Below are 1,691 nucleotides of genomic sequence, written 5' to 3'. Positions count from 1 at the left end.
GCGCTGACCGCGGCCGTGAACTCCACCAGCGGCTGGTCCACGCTGTCCCAGTTGATCCACGTCAGCTCGGAGTCCTGGCAATAGCCATTGTTGTTGCCCCGCTGCGTCCGGCCGAGCTCGTCACCATGCAGCAGCATCGGAACACCCTGGGACAAGAGCATGGAGGCGATGAAGTTCCGCTGCTGGCGGGCACGCAGGCCCAGGACCTTCGGATCCTCCGTTGGCCCTTCAACACCGCAGTTCCAGGAACGGTTGTGCGATTCGCCGTCGTTGTTGCCTTCGCCGTTCGCCTCGTTGTGCTTCTCGTTGTAGGACACCAGGTCAGCCAAGGTGAAGCCGTCGTGGGCCGTGACGAAGTTGATGGAGGCCACCGGGCGCCGCCCGGAATGCTCGTAAAGGTCCGCCGAACCCGTCAACCTCGAGGCGAACTCGCCCAGGGTCGAAGGCTCGCCGCGCCAGAAGTCACGCACCGTGTCCCGGTACTTGCCGTTCCATTCCGTCCACTGCGGCGGGAAGTTGCCCACCTGGTAGCCGCCCGGACCGACGTCCCACGGCTCGGCGATCAGCTTGACCTGGGAGACCACCGGATCCTGCTGGATGAGTTCGAAGAACGTGGACAGCTTGTCCACATCATAGAACTCACGGGCCAGCGTGGACGCCAGATCGAAGCGGAAACCATCCACATGCATTTCCGTGACCCAGTAACGCAGCGAATCCATCAGCAACTGCAACGAATGCGGACTGCGCACGTTCAACGAGTTGCCCGTACCCGTGTAGTCCATGTAATGCTTCTCGTCACCGTCCATCAGACGGTAGTACGCGGAGTTGTCGATGCCCTTGAAGGACAGCGTGGGGCCCAAATGGTTGCCCTCGGCCGTGTGGTTGTACACCACGTCAAGAATGACCTCGATGCCGGCCCGGTGAAGGGAACGCACCATGGCCTTGAAGTCCTGGACCTGCTGGCCGGTATCGCCCTTGGAACTGTAGCTGTTGTGCGGGGCGAAGAACCCGATCGTGTTGTAACCCCAGTAGTTGTTCAACCCCTTGTCCTGCAGGATGCCGTCGTTCGTGAACTGGTGCACCGGCATCAGCTCGATCGCCGTGACCCCGAGCTTCTGCAGATGGGAAATCACGGCCGGGTGGGCGACGCCGGCATAGGTGCCGCGCTGTTCCTCCGGAACCTCCGGGTGCAGCTGGGTCAGGCCCTTGACGTGCGCCTCGTAAATCACGGACCGGTGGTACGGGATCCGCGGAAGGTGGTCACCGTCCCAATCGAAGAACGGATTGATGACCACACCCAACATCATGTGGGGCGCGGAGTCCTTGTCGTTACGGGAGTCCGGATCACCCATGTTGTAAGAGAAAAGCGCCGGATCCCAGTCGATCTGCCGGTGGATGGCCTTGGCGTAAGGGTCCAGGAGGAGCTTGTTGGGATTGAACCGCTGCCCGGCGGCAGGATCATACGGACCGTGCACCCGGTAGCCATACTTCTGTCCGGGCTGGACATGCGGAAGGTAGCAATGCCAAACATAGCCGTCCACCTCGCTGACGGTGTAGGAAACTTCTTCCCCGTCGTCATCGAAGAGACACAACTCCACCTTCTCCGCCTTCTCGCTGAACAACGCGAAGTTCGTTCCCGTGCCATCGAAAGTGGCACCCAACGGGTATGCGGATCCTGGCCAAACGTCCAT

Annotated in this window: 1 protein-coding gene; it reads right to left on the bottom strand. The window is 61.3% G+C overall.

Going from position 1 to position 1,691, the window contains the following annotated elements; genetic code table 11:
* The coding region (gene glgX / locus BMF89_RS16260) for a glycogen debranching protein GlgX (protein ID WP_078108124.1) at window positions 1-1,691 on the bottom strand (1,691 nt) is incomplete at its 3' end.

It is taken from the genome of Arthrobacter sp. SRS-W-1-2016, from assembly GCF_002009585.1.
Taxonomy (GTDB): domain Bacteria; phylum Actinomycetota; class Actinomycetes; order Actinomycetales; family Micrococcaceae; genus Arthrobacter; species Arthrobacter bambusae_A.
Note: the sequence above shows the minus strand (reverse complement) of the source record. Positions and strands in the feature narration are given on the sequence as shown.